20 protein-coding genes are annotated in these 18,283 nt (G+C 59.6%); 8 read left to right on the top strand and 12 right to left on the bottom strand.

Translation table 11 applies throughout. From position 1 onward, the window contains the following. Positions 1-60: 60 nt before the first annotated feature. Positions 61-1,353: a UDP-N-acetylglucosamine 1-carboxyvinyltransferase gene (locus IU397_RS03050; RefSeq protein ID WP_204410512.1), complete on the top strand. Its 1,293-nt coding sequence runs from the start codon at positions 61-63 to the stop codon at positions 1,351-1,353. A 41-nt stretch (positions 1,354-1,394) separates the two neighbouring features. Here IU397_RS03050 and IU397_RS03045 read toward each other — a convergent pair whose 3' ends face one another. After that, positions 1,395-1,553: a hypothetical protein gene (locus tag IU397_RS03045; protein WP_204410510.1), complete on the bottom strand. Its 159-nt coding sequence runs from the start codon at positions 1,551-1,553 to the stop codon at positions 1,395-1,397. A gap of 671 nt (positions 1,554-2,224) precedes the next feature. Beyond that, positions 2,225-2,980: an MBL fold metallo-hydrolase gene (locus IU397_RS03040; protein ID WP_204410508.1), complete on the bottom strand. Its 756-nt coding sequence runs from the start codon at positions 2,978-2,980 to the stop codon at positions 2,225-2,227. Between the two features lie 71 nt (positions 2,981-3,051). On the opposite strand from IU397_RS03040, the gene IU397_RS03035 reads away from it, so the two are divergent. Both IU397_RS03035 and IU397_RS03030 read left to right on the top strand, forming a co-directional pair. After that, positions 3,052-4,692, top strand: coding sequence for a hypothetical protein (locus IU397_RS03035; protein ID WP_204410506.1), 1,641 nt, complete (start codon positions 3,052-3,054; stop codon positions 4,690-4,692). A gap of 74 nt (positions 4,693-4,766) precedes the next feature. Next, the gene (locus tag IU397_RS03030; protein WP_204410504.1) at positions 4,767-6,386 is read left to right on the top strand and encodes an FAD-dependent oxidoreductase; all 1,620 of its coding nucleotides are present in this window, start codon (positions 4,767-4,769) and stop codon (positions 6,384-6,386) included. Positions 6,387-6,429: 43 nt separating this feature from the next. On the opposite strand, the gene IU397_RS03025 is transcribed toward IU397_RS03030, so the two are convergent. The 4 genes from IU397_RS03025 to ruvC are packed head-to-tail and all read right to left on the bottom strand — an operon-like array spanning position 6,430 to position 9,299. Then, a complete protein-coding gene (locus tag IU397_RS03025) occupies positions 6,430-7,059 on the bottom strand; it encodes a hypothetical protein (RefSeq protein ID WP_204410610.1) in 630 nt (209 codons plus the stop codon). A 23-nt stretch (positions 7,060-7,082) separates the two neighbouring features. Continuing rightward, positions 7,083-8,117, bottom strand: a complete 1,035-nt coding sequence (gene ruvB / locus IU397_RS03020) for a Holliday junction branch migration DNA helicase RuvB (RefSeq protein ID WP_204410501.1) — start codon at positions 8,115-8,117, stop codon at positions 7,083-7,085. Positions 8,118-8,121: 4 nt separating this feature from the next. Further along, complete coding sequence (gene ruvA, locus IU397_RS03015) at positions 8,122-8,790, bottom strand: Holliday junction branch migration protein RuvA (RefSeq protein ID WP_204410499.1); 669 nt, start codon at positions 8,788-8,790, stop codon at positions 8,122-8,124. Next, entirely contained in the window at positions 8,787-9,299 is a 513-nt protein-coding gene (gene ruvC, locus IU397_RS03010; protein WP_204410497.1) for a crossover junction endodeoxyribonuclease RuvC, read from the bottom strand. Before ruvC ends, ruvA begins: the two co-directional genes overlap by 4 nt. A gap of 301 nt (positions 9,300-9,600) precedes the next feature. On the opposite strand from ruvC, the gene IU397_RS03005 reads away from it, so the two are divergent. Further along, on the top strand, positions 9,601-9,798 hold the full coding sequence (locus IU397_RS03005) for a DUF1127 domain-containing protein (RefSeq protein ID WP_204410494.1): 198 nt from the start codon (positions 9,601-9,603) through the stop codon (positions 9,796-9,798). 117 nt (positions 9,799-9,915) lie between these two features. On the opposite strand, the gene IU397_RS03000 is transcribed toward IU397_RS03005, so the two are convergent. The 4 genes from IU397_RS03000 to IU397_RS02985 all read right to left on the bottom strand — a co-directional run bounded on the left by IU397_RS03000 (position 9,916) and on the right by IU397_RS02985 (position 13,236). After that, positions 9,916-10,260, bottom strand: coding sequence for a hypothetical protein (locus IU397_RS03000; protein WP_204410492.1), 345 nt, complete (start codon positions 10,258-10,260; stop codon positions 9,916-9,918). Positions 10,261-10,338: 78 nt separating this feature from the next. Continuing rightward, positions 10,339-11,214, bottom strand: a complete 876-nt coding sequence (locus tag IU397_RS02995) for a 50S ribosomal protein L11 methyltransferase (RefSeq protein ID WP_204410490.1) — start codon at positions 11,212-11,214, stop codon at positions 10,339-10,341. Positions 11,215-11,283: 69 nt separating this feature from the next. Further along, positions 11,284-11,943 (bottom strand): peptide-methionine (S)-S-oxide reductase MsrA, encoded by a 660-nt coding sequence (gene msrA, locus IU397_RS02990; RefSeq protein WP_204410488.1) that lies wholly within the window; start codon positions 11,941-11,943, stop codon positions 11,284-11,286. A gap of 63 nt (positions 11,944-12,006) precedes the next feature. Beyond that, complete coding sequence (locus tag IU397_RS02985) at positions 12,007-13,236, bottom strand: MFS transporter (RefSeq protein WP_204410485.1); 1,230 nt, start codon at positions 13,234-13,236, stop codon at positions 12,007-12,009. A gap of 227 nt (positions 13,237-13,463) precedes the next feature. Between IU397_RS02985 and IU397_RS02980 the strand changes: the two genes are divergently transcribed. After that, a complete protein-coding gene (locus IU397_RS02980) occupies positions 13,464-14,309 on the top strand; it encodes a hypothetical protein (protein WP_204410483.1) in 846 nt (281 codons plus the stop codon). Positions 14,310-14,365: 56 nt separating this feature from the next. On the opposite strand, the gene mdh is transcribed toward IU397_RS02980, so the two are convergent. Continuing rightward, positions 14,366-15,328, bottom strand: a complete 963-nt coding sequence (mdh, locus tag IU397_RS02975; RefSeq protein ID WP_204410481.1) for a malate dehydrogenase — start codon at positions 15,326-15,328, stop codon at positions 14,366-14,368. A 141-nt stretch (positions 15,329-15,469) separates the two neighbouring features. Between mdh and IU397_RS02970 the strand changes: the two genes are divergently transcribed. Continuing rightward, on the top strand, positions 15,470-16,225 hold the full coding sequence (locus IU397_RS02970) for a sulfite exporter TauE/SafE family protein (RefSeq protein WP_204410479.1): 756 nt from the start codon (positions 15,470-15,472) through the stop codon (positions 16,223-16,225). 15 nt (positions 16,226-16,240) lie between these two features. On the opposite strand, the gene IU397_RS02965 is transcribed toward IU397_RS02970, so the two are convergent. Beyond that, complete coding sequence (locus IU397_RS02965; RefSeq protein WP_204410477.1) at positions 16,241-16,552, bottom strand: hypothetical protein; 312 nt, start codon at positions 16,550-16,552, stop codon at positions 16,241-16,243. Positions 16,553-16,849: 297 nt separating this feature from the next. Between IU397_RS02965 and IU397_RS02960 the strand changes: the two genes are divergently transcribed. Both IU397_RS02960 and IU397_RS02955 read left to right on the top strand, forming a co-directional pair. Beyond that, the gene (locus tag IU397_RS02960; protein ID WP_204410474.1) at positions 16,850-17,731 is read left to right on the top strand and encodes a CoA ester lyase; all 882 of its coding nucleotides are present in this window, start codon (positions 16,850-16,852) and stop codon (positions 17,729-17,731) included. After that, positions 17,731-18,279 carry an NnrU family protein gene (locus IU397_RS02955; protein WP_204410472.1) on the top strand — a complete coding sequence of 183 codons (549 nt, stop codon included), beginning with the start codon at positions 17,731-17,733 and terminating at the stop codon, positions 18,277-18,279. Before IU397_RS02960 ends, IU397_RS02955 begins: the two co-directional genes overlap by 1 nt. Positions 18,280-18,283 lie beyond the last annotated feature (4 nt).

Below are 18,283 nucleotides of genomic sequence, written 5' to 3'. Positions count from 1 at the left end.
GCACCGATTGGCGCAACGCGCAAAACAAAGGCCGGGCAGCAAACAAGGCAGAGCAGAACGATGACAACCCTCATCCTGAACGGCGCAAAGCCGTTGAACGGGCGCATCCGCCCGTCTGGCAACAAGAACGCGGTCCTACCAATGATCTGCGCGTCCCTGCTCACGACCGAGCCAGTGCGATTGACGAATGTCCCCGAGATTACGGATGTGCGCAAATTGGTCGCGTATTTCGAACAGCTTGGATCTGACGTGCGCTATGATGCGGCCGCCGGAACCCTGGATCTGGACCATGGCGGCGTGTGCACGACCGGTGATCTGCCGGAATTGCCGCTTGGTATCCGATCTGCCGTCCTGTTGCTGGCCCCCGCGCTGAAACGTTTGGGCCGACTGGCATTCGACATTGACGCCAAAGGTTGCGCCTTGGGCATCCGAGAGATTGACCCGCATATCCGGTTCTTGGAAACGTTCGGCGCGCAGGTTTCGGGCGGCCGCACCATGTCGCTGGAAATGAGCGCGCGGCCCTGTGCGGCGTCGATCTGGGCGGAATATGCCTCCGTCACCGCGACCGAGACGTTTTTGATGATTGCGAGCGCGGCCAAGGGAACGTCGGTTCTGACCAATGCGGCGTCTGAGCCGCATGTGCAGGCCGTCTGCAAGATGCTGGCCGATATGGGTGCGCAGATTGATGGGATAGGTACATCACGCTTGTCCGTGACGGGCGCCGACGGCCTCAACGGCACCACCCAGCGCGTCCCCGACGATCACCACGAGGTTGCGACCTTTCTGGCGCTTGGTGGGGTCAGCGGCGGGCGTGTGACGGTTGAAACCGATATCCTATCGGAAATGCCCCTGATCCTTGATCAGTTTGCCAAGCTCGGCTTGCAATTTGAACTGGGCGGCGGCGAAGTTACGGTGACCGGCTGGACACGGGAGGTGACGCCGCCGCTGACCGCGCAGATGATCCCCAAGATCGAGGCCGCCCCCTGGCCCTATTTCCCAGCGGATCTGCTGCCCCAGGCCATTGGTGTTGCCGTGGGCTGTACCGGCGATGTCATGTTCTGGAACAAGGTCTATGAAGGTGCGCTTTCCTGGAGCGGGGAACTCGCCAAATTCGGGGTCCGCGCGCATTTGTCCGATCCGCACCGCCTGGTGGTCTTTGGCAACAACACGCTCCGCCCAGCGGAGGTCGAGGCCCCCTATATCATCCGGGTCATCGTTGGCCTGCTGCTGGTCGCGATGCAGGTCGAAGGCACCTCAAGCATCCTGAATGCCGACCCGATCCGCCGCGCCCATCCGCATTTCGTCGAAAACCTCACAGCTCTCGGCGCAGAAATGCATTGGAAAGACGCATAAAGCCCGGCCTACAGCGGCCAGGCTTGTAACAGATATTGCGATCATCCTTTGCGGCGTGGCATCGCCAGACCACCGAGCCCGCCAAAATGGGCGGCAAGGCTGACGGCACTGGTCTCCATCGTGGCCGAAAGCCGCGTGGAGTGTTTGCCCCGGTCGCCGTTGGCGCCCACAACGAAGTCCAGATAGTCATCGGCTTGCAAGGAGATCGATGAGAAGCTGAATTTCTCAATGTCATTGGCTCCGTTAACGATCCAGTCGTCCGGACCAATCCCGAACTTTGCAACGGATACATTCGTGTTGGTGGCCGATGGGCTGCCATCTTAAGGAAAGAAAAAGCCGTTGATATCTGCAAAGATTACACAGTCGGCAGTCCAGCGTATCACAACTCCTTCCAAGGTCTCGAAGGAATGTAACACCACATGGTTTTGACCATAAGGCTTGGTGCCCTCGACCGCGTCGTGGCCACTTGTGTTTTGAACAATGCGGCTGTGTTCGTTCAGGGTTCCATAACTATGAACAACGCCGTTGCTGGTTGCCAGGGCCATACCTAACGTTGTGAACGAGGTATGATCCCCGTGAGTGTCATAGTACCCGAAACTCCAAGGCGTTCCGCCCTGTAGGAATTGATCCTCAAGTTAAAACGTTGCGGCTGCCCCCGTCGTTGAGACCAGCGCGCTGAGCGTCGCTTTCAAGTTCCTATCATCTCCTTTGATACCGTTATTTAGCCAAGCTGATGACTTTGGATTGAAGCGCAAATTAGAAGCACTTGAAACAAACACCGGGCACTTGTTTTGACCAGTCTAGTTTTTGGATTTTTCCTCATCCGGAAAAGATACCCGGAATGCTTGATAGGGAAAAAAATTACTCCGCTCTATGCGGTCAACCGGTCTGAAAATCGGGCAATGTTTTCTGCCGCATTCTGGTCCGGGCGACCATGGCCTGGCAAAACCATATCAGCTTCGGCGGCGTAGGCAGCGACTTGGCGGATCGTCTCGATGCCAGCAGCCCGGTCTTCGTAAAGGATCGGGTGCCCAAATTCGAGGAAACGACCCAGCGCATCGCCGATGAAGAGCGCCCGCAGGCCATCAGGCGTCGTCCAGCGCAATCCGATCTGGCCCAGGCAATGGCCGGGCAACCCAATGACCTTTACCTGAGGCGCAAAAGGCAACGCGTCCCCGTGATCAAGGGGATGGACCCGTGGCAAGGCCCGCATCCGTGGCCCGTGGACCCGTGCAAAGGCATAAGTGAAGGCGTACCCTTTGACCGAGGGCGAGGGTTCATGCCCGCGCAAACAGCGCCCCTGCTCCAACATCGCAGCATCCGCGCGCCCTGCCCAAACCTCTGCCCCGGTCGACTGGGAAAGCTGTCGCGCGCCGCCTGCATGGTCAACATGGGCATGGCTTAACACGATGTGCCGCAGCGGGCCCAGGGGCCGGATGTTGTGCAGAATCCAAGGCACGTGGATGACCAGCCCGGTATCGACCAGCGCAATCCCATCCTCCAGCGCGATGGCATAGGCATTTACAAAACCAAGATGAACACGCCACAGCCCCTCAGCCAAGGGTTGTACTACCAAATCACGGGCCCTCTGGCCCAAATCCGCCAACGGGACGGTCGTATCAAACATCATACCAACACCTTATTGCACCGGACACAGCGCTCCCGCACTCTGCCTCTGAAATTTAGCTGGGGGGCCGCATGACATACTTCAACCTCGGTAATTCCACCTGTCCGGTTTCGACAACATCCGACCAGGCGCAACTTTGGTGCGATCGGGGTCTGATCTGGACCTATGGTTTTCACCATGAGGAGGCCATCACCTGTTTCGAACGGGCACTCGCCGCCGACCCGGACTGCGCCTTTGCCCATTGGGGCATCGCCTATGCCATTGGCCCGAATTACAACAAGGGGTGGATCGTCTTTGGCGAGGCAGAAAAACCCGCGGCACTCGCCACCGCCAAGGCGGCCCTGGCCAAGGCCCGATCCGCGCAGGCGAAAGCGTGGGAGCACGACCTGATTGCGGCCCTCCAACAGCGCTTCCCCGAAGATCCCATGGTTGATGATTTCGCGCCCTATGCCGACGCCTATGCGAACGCCATGCGCGATGTACATCGCAAGCACCCCGACCATCTGGATGTCTGTGCTTTGTTTACCGAAGCGCTGATGAACCGAACGCCATGGCAGCTCTGGGATCTGAAAACCGGCGAACCGGCCATGGGTGCTGACACGCTGGAGGCACGCAATGTGCTGGAAACGGCATTCGATACCCTGCCCGGCGCATGGGATCATCCCGGCCTTTTACACCTTTACATCCACCTGATGGAAATGTCGCCTACACCGGAATGCGCCCTGCCCCATGGTGACCGGCTTGCGACGCTGGTCCCGGATGCTGGCCACTTGCTGCATATGGCCACCCATATCGATGTGCTGTGCGGCGATTACCAGAATGTCATCGCCCGCAATCAGCTCGCCTATGCTGCCGATCAACGGTACATGGACGCGACCGGGCGGGCCGATTTCTATCGCCTGTATGTCGGCCATAACCTCAATTTCATCATCTACGGGGCGATGTTTCTGGGACAGCCAGAGCCTGCCTTGCGGGCCGCCGACCAGATGATTGCCCTGCTTCCTGAAGAGATCCTGCGCCCCATGGCCAACTGGTTTGAGGCCTTTATTCCCATGCGCCAGCATGTCCTGATCCGCTTTGGAATGTGGGACGAGATTCTGGATCAAACCCTGCCCCGTGACGCAGAGCTCTACAGTTTTACCACCGCCATGATGCGTTATGCCCGTGCAGTCGCAGCCGCCAACCTTGGGTGTCATGATCTGGCGCTGGTTGAGCGGGATGCCTTCATGTCGGCCCGCGTGGCGATCCCCGAAGACCGGATGCTTTTCAACAATTCCTGTCATGACATCCTGGCCATTGCGCAATCCATGATGCTGGGGGAGATCGCCTATAAATCCGGAGACCGCATGGCAGGCATCGCCCATCTTCGCCAGGCTGTTCATCTGGATGACACGTTGGCCTATGACGAACCTTGGGGGTGGATGCAGCCGACGCGCCATGCTTTGGGTGCGCTGCTGATGGACAGCGGCGACCACGTGGCGGCCGAAGCCGTCTACCGGGCCGATCTGGGCCTTGACACCACCCTGAGCCGCGCCTGCCAGCATCCGGGTAATGTATGGAGCCTCCATGGTCTACACGAATGCCTGAACCGGCGCGATGAGCGCGTGGAACGCCCTCATATTAAGCAACAACTTGACCGTGCCCTGGCGCGCGCGACCGTCCCGATCCAGGCGTCCTGCTTCTGCCGGACACCCCTGTCAGAACCCGCTTGAAATCAAGTCGTGCCACCCAGACAAACCCGCGCTATGTCGCAGGACGTGGATGACGAAAACGCCTCGGGGGCCCTATGGAAAGTATTGCAGGCGACCTGCGCCAGATGCAGCGCACACCGCTTTTTGACAGCCATGTAGATGCCCTGCGCAGGATCGGCGAAGAGGTCGCGTTCGAGGCAGGCCATGTCATGGCAAAGGCCGGCGACAAGATGGATTGGTTTTTCTATCTCGAAGAGGGCGAGATCGAGATCTTTGACCCCATCACCGGTGAACGCAGCGTTCCCTTTACCCTCGGCCCGACCCAGTTCATGGGAGAGATCGCGTTCCTGAACGGTGGCGCCTGGACCCTGCCAATGCGCACCGCTCAACCCACAAAAGGGATCAAGGTTGCCCGCGACGCCATGCTGCGGCTGATGTCGGAGATCCCGGAGATGTCGGATATCGTCATCTCTGTCTTCGCTGCCCGTCGCCGTCGGCTGGTCGAAGAAAGTGATAGCTCCCTCAAGCTGATCGGCAGCGACCAAAGCCGCGACATCCGCCGGATTGCCGCCTTTGCCGCCCGCAACAAGATCCCGTTCCAATCGGTGGAGATCGGGTCACACGAGGCCGAAGAGGCAGCGGAAAAGTGTTCCATCCACCTCGACCGGCCCGCCGTGGTCTTTGGCGATGCGAAGGCGATCGAAGACCCTACCCCGGCCAAGGTCGCCAAGCTGCTTGGCCTCGACCTTGACCTGGACGTCGATGAGATCGTCGATGTCCTGATCGTCGGTGGCGGCCCCGCCGGTGTTGCGGCCGCCGTTTATGCAGGCGCCGAAGGGCTCAAGGCGCTGGTGGTCGAGGATATCACCATCGGTGGCCAAGCCGGAACCTCCAGCAGGATCGAAAACTACATGGGTTTTCCCACCGGTATTTCCGGCGCCGACCTGGTCTGGCGCGGCGAAATCCAGGCGATGAAGTTCGGAACCCGTTTTGCCATGCCGCGCCGGGTCCGCTCCCTTGAAAAGCTGCCCGCAGGTCATTTCTGCGCTCAGCTTGACGACGGGACCGAGATCGGGGCGAAGGCCATCATTGTCGCCACGGGCGTCCAATATCGCCGCCTGCCGCTCCACCGACTGGAAGATTTCGAAGGCGCGGGCATCTACTACGCCGCCACTGATATCGAGGCGCGGTATTGCCGCGGGAGCGAGGTCGTGGTGATCGGCGGCGGCAACTCCGCCGGCCAGGCCGCGATGTTCCTAAGCCGCTCAGCCAAACACGTGCATATCCTGGTGCGCGGCACGTCGCTGGCCGCCTCAATGTCAGACTACCTGTCCAGCCGGATCGCGGCTGACCCGGCCATCACCGTCCATTATCAAAGCGAGTTATGCGGCCTTGATGGCACGGACCAACTGGCCACGGCGACGATCCGCAACAGTGTCCGTGATGAAGAGTGGTCCATCCCCTGCCGCGCGGTTTTTGTCATGGTCGGCGCGGCCCCCAACACCGCGTGGCTTTCAGGTCTGGTGGACCTGGACGAGCGTGGCTTTGTGAAAACCGGGCGTGAGGGCGGCGGGACCTCCACCTACGAAACCTCTCATCCCGGTATATTCGCCGTTGGTGACGTGCGCGCGGGATCCACCAAACGCGTGGCCTCTGCTGTGGGCGAGGGGTCTGTCGTCATCTCAAGGGTCTGGGACTTCGTGAACACCGGTTAAGGCATCAACGCAGGCAGTCCGCCGGTTCACACCCACCACGGCTTCAAGATCCCCGCGTGAGGCGCGCCGCAAGGCGATAGGCATGGCCACTATCGGTTGTAGCACCGGGCAGAACGGGATCGTACGCGGCGCGAATGACCGCGGCGATGTCGGGGCGCAAGATCGTGGTATCACCGGCGCGGGCCAACGGCGACGTATTAGTGAACGCGACATCGGACCAGAGCAAAACAGCTTGAACGATCTGCGTGAGTGCAAGGGTTTCCGCCGGAACCGATGACATGTCGTCATCCATCACCACGAACGCAAAGCAGGCTTTGATCGCGTCATCCGCGTCAAATCGGAAGATGCGATATTGGTTGGCGCCTGCGCCCTCCAAACGGTCCAGCAAAGCGTTCAAATCCGGGATCAGGCGGTCAAGTCCAGGCACATCCCGCAACTCGGACCAATCGCGGATGAAAAAGAGCATGAAGTTCGCGCCGATTTCTGGATCGGTTTCCGCCATCTTGTGACCGGCCAAGGCAACGATGGCCTCGCACGCGCCCTTGACGATTGCCAGTGTCGGTTCATCAACCCCAAAAACGACCGGCACCAAAGGGCGCCCCCACCGGGCACATAGATACGACCCGTCGGCCCGTGTGAAAAGCTGTGCGACACTCTCGGGCGTCGCCCCCATCGATGTCAAAGACGTCACTTAGCCTACTCCGTCACGCCGAATAGGCTGTCCTGACCGGGTCGTTCCGGCGGCGGCAGACCCAGATGTTGCCAGGCAGATTGGCTCAGCTGGCGACCCCGCGGCGTGCGCTGTACAAGACCGGTTTGCAAAAGATAGGGCTCGATCACTTCTTCCAAGGCATCGCGACTTTCTGACAAGGCGGCGGACAAGGTCTCAACCCCGACCGGCCCACCCGCATAACTGTTGGCCATCAGCGTCATGTAACGGCGGTCAGCACCGTCCAACCCCAGAGCGTCTACGCCAAGCCGGATCAAAGCCGAGTCCGCCAGGGCCTGCGTGATCCGCCCATCCCCTTCGACCAGCGCAAAATCAACCACGCGACGCAGCAATCGACCGGCAATCCGCGGCGTCCCACGTGCACGACGGGCAATCTCCAGCGCGCCATCGTCGTCACAATCGATCTGTAACAATCTCGCACCACGCAGAACGATCTGATGCAATTCGGCCACTTCATAAAATTGCAACCGCGTGGGAATACCGAACCGGTCCCGCAGCGGCGTTGTCAACAAACCCAACCGGGTGGTCGCCCCAACAAGGGTGAACGGCTGCAACTCGATCCGCACGGTTCGGGCAGCCGGCCCCTCCCCGATGACCAGATCCAGCTCGAAATCTTCCATCGCGGGATAAAGCACCTCTTCGACAACGGGATTCAGGCGATGGATCTCGTCGATGAACAGAACGTCCCGCGGTTCCAGATTGGTCAGGATCGCCGCAAGGTCACCCGCCTTGGCCAGGACCGGGCCACTGGTCATCCGGAAATTGACCCCCAATTCCCGCGCGATGATCTGCGCAAGCGTGGTTTTACCAAGTCCGGGGGGGCCGTGGAATAAGGTGTGATCCATGGCGACGCCCCGTTGGCGGGCGCTTTGGATGAAAACGGCCAGGTTGGCCCGGGCCTCCGCCTGACCCACGAACTCTGACAGCTCGGTCGGACGCAAGGCCCGGTCCGCATCCCCTGTTTGTGGGGTTGGGCGCAGGGTCGGGTCCGGTTCGGACATAGCATCACCCATTCGGTGCCAGAAGTTTCAATGCGGATCGTATCAGACCGGCGGAGTCCAATTCCGGCGCTGTGCCAAAGGCGCGGGCAATTGCACGGGCGGCTTCGCCGTGACTGTAGCCCAGATTGATCAGTGCAGAAAGGGCGTCAGCCTGTACACTGGCCGGGCTGATATCTGGCGCGGCCGGCGCCGGATCCGTCCGGTGGCGACCTATATCTTCTGATCGGCGCACAGGTGGCTCGGCTTCGGCCACAGCCCCCAGCGCCATGATGGCGGGGGCTTTCTCTTTCAATTCATTGACGACCCGCTGGGCGATCTTGGGCCCGACACCCTGCGCCGCCTTGACAGCAGACCAGTCGCCCAAGGTAATCGCCCGCCCAACTCCATCGGCCCCAAGGACACCAAGAATGGCCATCGCCGCCTTGGCCCCGATCCCCTGCACCCCGATCAAAAGGCGATACCACTCTTTCTCGTGCAGCGTGGAAAAGCCGAAAAGCTGCAACAGATCCTCTCGCACCAAAAGATCGGTATGCAAGGCAACCGGCTCCCCCACAGCGGGCAGCCGGGCCAGTGTCCGTTCCGAGACAAATACCAGATATCCGACCCCACCCACATCGATCATGATGTGATCGGTTCCGCGATAGGCCAACTGCCCGGACAGACGCCCAATCACGCGCGCGTCTCCGCAGCCAGCAAGGCGGCCTCAAGTCGGCCGGCGGATTGCGCGTGATGGGCATGACAGATGGCGATTGCCAAGGCATCAGCCGCATCGGCGCTGTCGAGATCGATGCCCGGAAACTGCAGCCTCACCATGTGGTCGATCTGGCGCTTATCAGCATGGCCGACGCCGACAACGGCCTTTTTCACCGCATTCGGCGCATATTCCGCGACGCCAAGCCCTGCCTGGGCCGGAACAAGCAAGGCAATCGCGCGGGCCTGACCCAGCTTTAGCGTACCCGCCGCATCCTTGTTGACAAAGGTCTGTTCGACCGCCGCGGTTTGTGGCCCGTGGACGCGCAAGATTTCTGTCAACTGATCAAAAAGAGAGACAAGCCTCGGTGCAAGATCGCGTCCCGCTGTTTTGCATGTGCCATTCGCGACATGGCGTAAACGACTGCCCGCGACGTCGATAATGCCCCATCCCATATGCCGCAAACCCGGATCGATACCGATGACCCGCATGATGTGCCCCTTTATCCTTTTTATATTTTTTGACGAACTAGCACGAAACGCGAACACAGGCCAAGCGCTGTGTAGACAATTCCAGGGGCGCAAGGTTCAAAATCGTCATGGACTGGTCCGTTTTCGACATATCTGACACAAGAATTTCACATTTGTTTCCAACTGGTTAACACGGGGAAGAGCCATGCGCTCTCGTCATATGGGGCATGTCTTTTTGCCAGTTGTACAGGCAATACACCCCCTCTACCTGCTCAGATATCAAGCAGTTTGAAAACTTCTCAAAACATATAGGAGATGCCAGATGGCCCTTATCGAAACCACCCGCGCCGCCTCCGGTCAGTCTTTTGCTGATCGCGTCAGCTTTGCCTTGAACACCGTTCGCAACCAGGTTGCGGCCTATCTTGAACGCCGCGCCACACGCGCCGCACTGCATGGTCTGTCGGACCGTGAACTGGACGATATCGGACTGAGCCGTAGCGAAATCGACACGTTGCGCTAAGATGTTGTCTGATAAGTAAAAGAGCGTGACCTACCGGGCCACGCTCTTTTATTTTGTCTAGATGTCAAATTTCGCCCAGATTTTTCGTTACGCATCGCCACCCATAGGGCTTCGATATCAGCCGAAAATCGGTTCGAACCAGATCGCCATCAATTCAGTGAACGGATCCACCACCATCAAGTGGCCGGTTGCCTGAGACACGACGCCACCTTGTTTCAGGGCAGCCACGCGCTCGAGGTAAGCCTCTTCACCATGCAGGGTAAAGACCGCAGCCTTGAAGGTCACCAACAGCAACACGACCGTCAGCATCGGGCGCAGCAGGGTGCGATTTCGCTTTTGGTTCTTTCGGGTATAGTACGACCGCCCAACCGTACCGGCGGCTTCAAAACCCCGCCCCCTCCGATGGGTGCGCTCAATGCGCCGGACCCGACCGGAAAATTCTTTCATTTGAGGATCTGCCATGTCCAGCTCCGGTAATTCCGTCTCCCCACCACCTCGAGATTGGTAAAGATGAATTGCGGCGGAAAAGAGGCGTTCGTGTCAGAATTGCTGCAATACCAGCGTCGTCCACTCACCAATTTCCCTTGTTTTGCTGACTTTTGCGCCGTGATTGGCATAGGCCAAGATGACCTCATCGGCCTGCGGGTTTAAAATACCCGAAAGAATCGCATGGCCGCCGGGGGCCAGGGCACCACACAGATCCGGTGCCAGATCAATCAACGGCCCCTTCAGAATATTCGCGAAAATGAGGTCATAGGGCCCCGCCGCCAACAAATCCGGATGTCCGAAGCCCGCCGCCTCAAGGCAGGTCACGCGTTCTGCAACCCCGTTGGCCACAAGATTGGCCTGCGCCACTTCCACGGCGACCGTGTCGATGTCGGATGCGATGATGGTGGCATCGCGCGGCAGAACCTTTGCCGCCGCCATGGCCAGAACGGCGGTGCCACATCCGATATCCGCAACCCGGGAAGTGGCGACCCCATCGCTCAACACGCTGTCAAACGCTTCAAGACATCCCAGCGTGGTGCCGTGGTGGCCGGTGCCAAAAGCCATGGCCGCATCGATCAACAGGCCAATCTTGTCTGCGGGCACGCTATCTGCATCATGACTGCCATAGACATGGAACCGCCCGGCCGGCACAGGTGCCAGTTCGCGGCGCACTTTCGCCACCCAATCGGTTTCGGGCAATTCGGATACGGCAAACGGGCGCGCACCATGCACAACGGCCAACAGGGCCAGGGCAACCTCGTCCGGGGGCTCTGTGAAATACCCGCCAATCTCCCAAAGACCGCTGCCATCCTCCAGCCGGAACACACCAACACCGGTGGGCGCCGGGTCTAACGCCTCCATGGCCTCACCTAACGCGCTGGCGGGTAACTCCCCAGGTACGGTGGTCAGGGCGGTAAAGGTCGGCATGGCACACTCCTGTCGCAGTATGCGCTGGCCTACGGCGTTTTCCGGGGGCTTTGAACCCGAAACCGACGGTTACGCGACGGTTGCACCGGTTCCGATCGGACAAGTCACGCCGGTGCCGCCGATCCCGCAATAGCCTTGCGGGTTCTTGGCGAGATATTGCTGGTGGTAGTCTTCGGCGAAGTAGAATTTCGGCGCCCCGATAATCTCGGTCGTGATCGCACCATATCCTGCCGCCGACAGACCGGGGGCAAAGGCCGACTTGCTCTGGACGGCGGCCTGTTTCTGCGCTTCGGAATACACATAGATGCCAGAGCGATATTGCGTACCCATATCATTGCCCTGACGCATGCCTTGGGTCGGGTCATGACCTTCCCAAAACACTTTCAGAAGGGCGTCATAGCTGATGACCGCAGGGTCAAAGACGACGCGCACAATCTCGTTGTGGCCAGTTTTGCCAGTGCACACCTCGTTATATGTCGGATTGGGTGTGTGTCCGGCAGCATAGCCCACCATCGTCAGCCAGACACCGTCAAGTTTCCAGAACATGCGTTCGACACCCCAGAAACAGCCCATGCCAAACATCGCTTCTTCCAGCCCGTCGGGAACATCGACCGTCAGGGGACGACCTGATACAAAATGCGTCTCCGCGGTCGGGATCGGCTCTGCACGCCCGGGCAACGCATCTTGCAGGGCAACCATTTCCAACTTCTTGCGGTTCAGCATGAACATGTCTGGGGTCCTTTTATCGACATAACGTGTAGATAGGTCCGCAACTGGCCCCATTCCACCCCATCACTCCGCAGGTACAGCGGCCGCGGGCTGAAACACCGTCTCATGCCCGGGTTCCGGATTGCGCGGGATCATCAATGCCAGGATCAAAGAGATCAGCGCCATGCCCGCCGCCAGCGCAAAGACGCCGCCCGGGGAGGTGAGCCACAGATACCCCAGGGCCGCTGGCAGAAAGACGGCAGCGATATGGTTGATCGTAAAGGCCACGGCGGCTGTTGGTGCGATGTCGCCGGGATCAGCGATCTTTTGAAAATAGGTTTTCAAGGCCAGGGCCAGCGCAAAGAAAATATGATCAACGACATACAGCGTCGCCGCCAAGACTACGCCCCAGCCGAAAAAATAGATGCCCCCATAGGCAAGAAATACCAGGGTCAGCCCCACATATTCAAAGGCCAGCGCGTTCCGCTCTCCAAAGATCGCGACCGCTTTGCCCATGAGCGGGGCAAAGATCATGTTGGCAACCAGGTTGATCAGGAAAAGGGCGGTCACTTGATGCACCTCGAACCCGAACTGTTCGACCATCATGAACCCGGCAAAGACGATAAAGATCTGCCGCCGCGCGCCCGACATGAACTGTAGCGCGTAGTACAACCAATAGCGGCGTCGGAGCACAAATTCCTTGCGCTGGGGATGTGGCGCCTCGAACTGCGGATAGGCGATGATGCAAAAGATCGCGATCGCGGCACAGAGCAGACCGGACGCCATGAACACCAAGTTAAAGCTCAGCCCAAGCGCCTGCCAGGTCAGCACAATCAACACGTAAACCACGAAAGTGGCGGCCGAGCCCGCCGCGACCAACCAGCCCAGGATCTGCGGAGCGCGATCCTTTTCGATCCATTGCAGCTGGAGCGATTGGTTCACCGTCTCGTAATAGTGGAACCCGATGGAACTGAGCATCGTGACCGTCAGAATGCCGCCCAAGGAAGGGAACCATGCCGTCACAGCCGTCGCCGCCCCCAACAGCACCAAAGAGACGAGGCCCAGCACCTGTTCGCGCATGAACATCAGGATGGCGATGACGCCGATGGCCAAAAAGCCCGGAATCTCCCGCACGGTGTGCAGCCAACCATTGTGAGAGCCGTTAAATCCACCCACCTCGATGACAAAGTTGTTAAGCAGCGCTGACCATGTGGCAAAGGCAATCGGCATCGCTGCCGCCATCAAGAACAACAGCGTGATCGGCCTGCGCCAGAACGGAAGTGCCTGGGCATCCTGCAAACGGATTGTCATCATAGATGCGCAATACGCCTCTTTAGACCCAGGGGAAAGGGGCGGATGCACGAACGCGCTTGCGTCGCAGGTATCATCCGCCGCTAGGTCATCCCGACATGAGCCCAATGAGAGGAATGATTCTATTGCCACGATCTATTTTCGGTCAAAGTTGGATTACGATCATTACGATGTTGTGCGCCACGTCCATCACGCCCAGAGCATATGCCCAAGAGGTCAGGGTGAGGGTCGTGGATCAATATGCGAAGATCACCACCGGACCAAGCCTCTACATCGAAACGTTCAACCTCGATGATGTGGCGAGAGAAACCGAAACCAGGGAAACCGACGGATCGAATGCGACCTACCTGTCCAACATGGGACATCGCGACGTCGTTCGTGTAACAGCCGATATATCAAGCGGCAGAATGGGCCTTTTTGCAAATGCCAGGCAACACAGCGGTCTGCAATCTGTAGAATCGGGAGTTCTGATTGCCATATCGCTTCAGTTTGACACTGAGGCGCCGAGCTTGGTCTTGCCTGAAGGGATGTTCTGCCTCTCCATCAAGGGTACGCTATCGGCCTGGGCCGGTGAATACGCGCCATGGAGCTCTAACGGAGCCGGCATCTGGCTCGGCGCGATGATTGCGCCCGGTGTGTCATCGATCACAGATGACCGGTCTGGCAGTGATCAGATGTCATCAATTGAATGGGAAATGTCTCTTTATCAAACGGAAAACCGAACTCGCAAGGGTCCAACGCACGGCATTGTCGATTTCAAACTGGAAGAGAACGGTCGATTTTCCGTCTTGCTGCGGTCGCAGGAAATCCTGCTGACAGGCACGCCCAAACGGCTCAACATATCCGCAACGGCGAGTATCCGGGTCGGTGCCTATGGCGAAGTCGGCTTTGCACATTTCGACGCGCGCGACGGTATCGACCTTACCGTTAATCTGCCCGACGGCTACCGCGCTGATGCCTTGAAGTTTGCAAATGATCAGCCGGGCTCGCCGCAAGATTGCGCCCGAACACCCGCCCAGATCGGCCGCGACATCGGACCGGATCAGACAACCGGCACCGCACCGCGCAACCTGTAATGGTGCCCTCTTGAGGGCGTGGTTTCGCCGAAAACATCCCGGCGAAACCGGATGCCTCAGGTCAGGCTGTCATCGATGCCTTTGCACGCCTCGACCAGGCCTTTGACCGCGCCGACGGAATTGTCGAACATCTCCTGCTCGTCCTTGGTCAGCTTGATATCGATCACACGCTCGACACCGCCGGCACCAATGACGGTTGGCACGCCCACATACATGCCCTTCAGGCCCAGAGCGCCATCGACATAGGCCGCGCAGGGCAGCACGCGCTTTTGATCTTTGAGGTAGGCCTCTGCCATCTCGATCGCGGAGGTGGCAGGCGCATAAAAGGCGGACCCTGTCTTCAGCAGGCCGACGATCTCTGCACCGCCATCCCGGGTCCGCTGCACGATGGCGTCCAGCTTGTCCTGGGTGGTCCATCCCATGTTGACCAGATCCGGCAACGGGATCCCCCCCACAGTCGAATAGCGCGTCAGCGGCACCATCGTGTCACCATGGCCACCCAGCACAAAGGCGGTGACATCTTTCATCGACACCTCGAATTCCGTGCTCAGGAAGTGGCGGAAGCGAGCGCTGTCCAACACACCGGCCATGCCACAGACCTTTTCATGGGGCAGGCCCGAGAATTCCCGCAGCGCCCAAACCATGGCGTCCAGCGGGTTGGTGATGCAGATGACAAACGCATTGGGGGCATTGTCGCGAATGCCTTCACCCACGGCCTTCATGACCTTCAGGTTGATGCCCAGCAGGTCATCGCGGCTCATCCCCGGTTTGCGCGGCACGCCCGCAGTCACGATGCACACATCGGCGCCCGCAATGTCGGCATAGTCCTGCGTGCCCTTCAGCGCGGCATCGAAGCCCTCTGACGGTCCGCTTTCGGCGATGTCCAGCGCCTTGCCCTCGGGCGTGCCCTCGGCAATGTCGAACAGGACGACATCGCCCAACTCTTTCATAGCGGCAAGGTGGGCGAGCGTCCCACCGATCTGACCGGCGCCGATAAGGGCAATCTTGGATCTGGCCATGTGAATAAGGTCCCGGGATTGTTGTGTTCCGCCGCGTGACTAGCCATTTGGCGGCACCTGTGCAAGCAAGCGCGGGTGTGGACGCGCCGGACAGCCAATACAAACGCAGTGGTAACGGTCCGGCATGCAAGGGAAACTTACATGATGATGCCTGACCCGATCGTGTTGGCAGTGGCGGTTCCGGCGGTTCTGTTCGCCGGGATCTCAAAGGGCGGGTTTGGCTCAGGTGCTGCCTTCGCCGCCACGCCGATTCTGTCGCTGGTCGTCGAACCTCTGGTGGCTTTGGGCATCATGCTGCCGCTTTTGATGCTCGTCGATGTGGTCACCGTGAATTCGTTCTGGAAACGGTGGCACCTGCCCTCGGTCAAGGTGCTGATCCTGGGCGGGCTGCCAGGTGTGGCCATTGGCGCCTACTTGTCACAGGTCGCCGATGCCGATGTGTTCCGTATCCTGATCGGGGCGCTTAGCCTGGCTTTTGTCGCCTACCAGCTGGCCCGCGCCCGGGGTTGGCTGAACATCCCCGATATGGCGTTCAGCCCGCGCTGGGGCCTGTTCACGGGGATGACCGCTGGTTTCACCAGCTATGTCAGCCATGCGGGGGGCCCGCCGGTAGCGATGTTCCTGATCGGCCAGGGCATGACCAAAACGATGTACCAGGCGACGACCGCCATCACGTTCTGGGGCATCAACATCATGAAATTCGTGCCCTATGCCATTTTGGGCGTTTTCACCGCCGAGACACTATTGATCGATGTCTGGATGGCCCCGGTTGCCGTTGCGGGGGCCTATCTGGGAATTTATGCGCACAAACTGGTGCCAGAGCGCATCTTTTTTGCCATCACCTATGTTTTGCTGATCACCACGGGCAGCAAATTGATCTGGGACGCGTTGACCTAACCGTCCCAGCCCATGTCAGGCGTCGTTTTCGCTGGCCGGCGACAGTTCTTCTTCCAGGGTCTCGTAAGAGCGACCACTTGCCACCAGGCAGGTCATGCCCGTGGGCATTGTTACGGTAATGGTCCAGGTGCCGGTTTCAGACGAGGCGAAAACCTCAACCACCGCGTTATTGGCCCCAAGGCCGATTGATTGCCGGGTCTCGCCATAACCATCGTTCAGGCGTTCCACGACCTTCTGGCGGTCGGCACAGTTGCGCGAGCTTTGGGCCTGAGCCCCGTTGACGGCCAGAAGGATCAATCCGGCCGTGATGAAGAAGAGTTCTTTCATAGTCCGTTCCTTTCCGTTTCGGAGCTTTGCCCCGTGGATCTGCTCGGCCGGACATGTGTGTTTCATGTTCAATCCGGACGTTTTGCCCGAATGGCCCGTCAGAGCCCGACACTGGAACAAATGGTGCCCATTAAGACCTTAAATGAGGTTAACGGCCCGCCCGGCAGGTGTTGCAAACCCCCATGCGCCCTTGATAAGGCGCACAAATATTGCGCAATGCCGCATTGCAGCGATATGAACTTGCGCAGAGGCAGCGACCATGGTTGAAGCCGCGGGGAACGCGCGAGGAAGAGAATCATGGCAGCAAACGCCCGCCCCTACCGGTCCACCCTGTATATTCCCGGCTCAAAGGAACGGGCCCTCGACAAGGCGCGCACCCTTTCAGTGGACGCGATCATCTTTGACCTCGAAGATGCGGTTGCTATTGAGGAAAAGGACAATGCCCGCGCGCTGCTTGTGTCTGAACTCGGCAAAGGTGGCTATGGTGGGCGGGCCCAGATCGTCCGCCTGAACGGTCAGGACACATCCTGGGGCGCGTCGGATCTAAATGCCGTGATGGACATCGCTCCGCAGGCCGTCTTGTTGCCCAAGGTGGAGACCGTGGCGCAAGTGGCCACCGTCGCCGCCACGCTCGACATAAACCCGGACTGCGCGGCCACCCAGATCTGGGCGATGATGGAGACACCTGCCGGCATCCTGAATGCCGCTGCCCTGGCCAACGCACCGCGCATGGCTGGTTTTGTGATGGGCACCAACGACTTGGCCAAGGATCTAAACTGTCGCTTCCGGGCGGATCGTCTGCCGCTGCAGACGGCCTTGCAAACCTGCCTGCTGGCCGCGCGCGCCGCCGGGATCATCTGCATAGACGGTGTGTATAACGCATTCAAGGATGATGACGGGTTGCGCGCCGAATGCGAACAGGGCCGCGATCTGGGCATGGATGGAAAGACGCTGATCCACCCCGCGCAAGTGGCCATCGCCAACGCGGCCTTTGCCCCGACCGAGGCTGAGATCGACCTGGCCGTGCGCCAGATCGCCGCTTTCGAAGACGCCCGCCAAGCTGGCCAAGGGGTCGCCGTTGTCGATGGCGCCATCGTCGAAAATCTGCATATTGAGACGGCAGAGGCGACGCTGGCCAAGGCACGGGCCATCGCCGCGTTGGAGGCGGAGACAACCTGATGGGATTTATCTTCCTGATCCTTGGGATCGCTGCATGGAGCGGCGCCCACTACTTCAAACGACTGGCCCCTGATACGCGGGCGCGGCTGGGCGATCCTGGCAAGGGTCTGGTGGCCCTGGGCATCGTCGCCGGGCTGCTGTTGATGATCTTTGGCTATCGCTGGGCGGATTTTATCATCGTCTGGAACCCTGCTGGTTTCTTAACGCATATCAACAACCTGTTGATGATCGCCGCTGTCATTCTGTTCGGGATGAGCGCGACGACCGGCCGCCTGCGCGGCAAGATGCGTCACCCGATGTTGGCCAGCGTCAAGGTCTGGGCGCTGGCGCATTTGTTGGTCAATGGGGACCTGGCCTCGATCCTGCTGTTCGGCGGCATGCTGGCTTGGGCGGTGAGCGAGGTGATCCTCATAAATCGCGCCGGACCGTGGGACAGGCCCGCCCCGGGCGAGGCCAAGGGCGACATCAAACTCGCCGTGATCTCGGTCGTGGTCTACGCGGTGATTGCGGGCATCCACATCTGGCTGGGGGTGAACCCTTTTGGATAACCCG

Origin of the sequence: Actibacterium sp. 188UL27-1 (assembly GCF_016901225.1) — a bacterium.
GTDB lineage: Bacteria > Pseudomonadota > Alphaproteobacteria > Rhodobacterales > Rhodobacteraceae > 188UL27-1.
Note: the sequence above shows the minus strand (reverse complement) of the source record. Positions and strands in the feature narration are given on the sequence as shown.